Source organism: Micromonospora acroterricola, assembly GCF_003172955.1.
Lineage (GTDB): Bacteria > Actinomycetota > Actinomycetes > Mycobacteriales > Micromonosporaceae > Micromonospora > Micromonospora acroterricola.
On the sequence record NZ_QGKR01000020.1, the window covers coordinates 1 to 2,095 of the forward strand.

At 73.4% G+C, this 2,095-nt stretch carries 2 protein-coding genes and 1 pseudogene; all 3 read right to left on the reverse strand.

The window, feature by feature from the left end:
- Positions 1-952 (reverse strand): hypothetical protein (locus tag DKT68_RS00165; RefSeq protein WP_109815421.1); only part of this gene is annotated, 952 nt, incomplete at its 3' end.
- A complete protein-coding gene (locus DKT68_RS00170) occupies positions 949-1,314 on the reverse strand; it encodes a PadR family transcriptional regulator (protein WP_109815422.1) in 366 nt (121 codons plus the stop codon). The genes DKT68_RS00170 and DKT68_RS00165, both read right to left, overlap by 4 nt.
- A gap of 158 nt (positions 1,315-1,472) precedes the next feature.
- Positions 1,473-2,095 (reverse strand): annotated as a pseudogene (locus tag DKT68_RS00175) (glutamine synthetase); the annotation flags it as partial.

A 2,095-nucleotide genomic window follows, 5' to 3' on the forward strand; every position in this document is an offset into this window, starting at 1 on the left:
GGGGCGGGTGAGGAGCCAGTCGGGTGCGCAGGGCGAGCGCCAGCGGCAGCAGTGCGGGGCCGACCAGTGCGACCAGGACAGCCGTCGCGGCGAGCGCCGTCCAGCCCGGGATGAACCGGCTCGGAAGGCCGTCCAATGCCCCCGCCAGCGGCTGCAGGGCCAGCAGGCCCACCGGGGTGAGCAGGATCAGGACGGCCCAATTGCCCCGGTGGTCGCCGCGCAACGCCAGCCCCGCGCCGAGCAGCACCACCACCGCGAGCACCACCACGGCGGCGCTCGGCAGGACCGGGACCACCGTCCAGGTGTAGTAGCTCGCGGCGAACACGTCCGGGGGCAACAGATCGTTCCCCGCGAGGCCGGCGGCGCCGGCGGCGACCAGCGGCACCGCCCGCAGCGGCGCCGGCAGCCCGTCGGATGCGCCGAGCGCGACCAGGCCCAACGCGACCTGCGGCAGCAGCACGAACAGCGGCGGGCGCGGCAGGCCGGTGAGTGCGGCGGCGGGGACGAGCGCGACCGTGAGGAGCACCGCGAGCGCGACAGCCCGCCGGGTCCACCGACCGGGTGCCAGGGCATGCACCACCGCGGCGAGCAGCCAGGCGGTCCACGCCACGATGCCGAGCGAGACGAACGGCCCGGCGGCTGGCACTCCGGAGTCGGGCGAGGCGGGGCGTAGCTCCAGCACCACCCAGACCCCGGAGAGCGAGGTGGCGGCGAGAAAGGCCAGGACGGCCGCGAGGCGTACGCCCGGCACCAGGTCGGCCGCGCCGGTGGCGCGCACCCGCTGACGGAGCCCGCCGCCCACGACGTCCGCGGCGTCGGCGGGCGAGGGCCAGCGGCGACCCGGCGCGGCCAGGTCCAGGTAGGTGCCGACGATCTCGGCGCCACGGGAGCGCCGGTAGTCGGCGGGGTAGGCGAGCAGCAGGCGCAGGTAACGGCGCTCGAGATCGGTCATGCCAGCCCTCCGGCCACGCTCGGGGTGATCGGCCGGGCGGCGCGAGCCCGTTCGGCCAGGCGGGTGGTGGCGGCCTCGACGTTGCGACGTAGCCGCTCGGTCTCGGCGCTCAGGGTGGCGTCGCCGGCGGGGGAGAGCCGGTAGTAGCGGCGTAGCCGGCCGTCCACCACCTCTTCCCGGTCGACCTCGACGAGGCCGGCGTCGACCAGCCGGTCGAGCGCACCGTAGAGCGTCCCGGGGCGGAGGGATACGCGGTTGTCGGAGAGGGCGGCGACCTCGCCGATCAGCCCGTAGCCGTGCATCGGCGCGGCGGCGAGCGCGGTGAGGATCAGGAAGGTGGGTTCGCGCAGCGGTGTGTCCACCGCCGCAATATATCGGAAGCGAAGGTATATCGGGGGGGCGTTATAAGGCGGCCGGGCCGGCTCCGCGATCGCGGAGCCGGCCCGGCCGGTGATCGAGCGACTGCTCAGCAGCCGTAGGCGGCTCAGCAGTCGTAGGCGGCTCAGCAGTCGTAGGCAGTTCAGCAGTCGTAGTACATGGCGAATTCGTGCGGGGTCGGGCGCAGGCGCACCGGGTCGACCTCGTTGGCGCGCTTCCACTCGACCCAGGTGGAGATCAGGTCCGGCGTGAAGACGCCACCGTCGAGCAGGTAGTCGTGGTCGGCCTCGAGCGAGTCGAGCACCGCCGGCAGCGAGCCCGGGACCTGCTTGACGTCGCCCCACTCCTCCGGGGGGAGGTCGTACAGGTCCTTGTCGATCGGGGTCGGGGGTTCGATCTTGCTCTTGATGCCGTCGAGGCCGGCCATCATCATGGCGGAGAAGGCGAGGTAGACGTTGGCTGACGGGTCGGGGACGCGGAACTCGACGCGTTTGGCCTTCGGGTTGCTGCCGGTCACCGGGATGCGGGTGCAGGCGGAGCGGTTGCGCTGGGAGTAGACCAGGTTCACCGGCGCTTCGAAGCCGGGCACGAGGCGGCGGTAGGAGTTGACCGTCGGGTTGGTGAAGGCCAGCAGCGACGGGGCGTGGTGCAGCAGGCCGCCGATGTACCAGCGGGCGGTGTCGGACAGGCCGGCGTAGCCGGTCTCGTCGTAGAACAGCGGTTCGCCGCCCAGCCAGAGGCTCTGGTGGGTGTGCATGCCGGAGC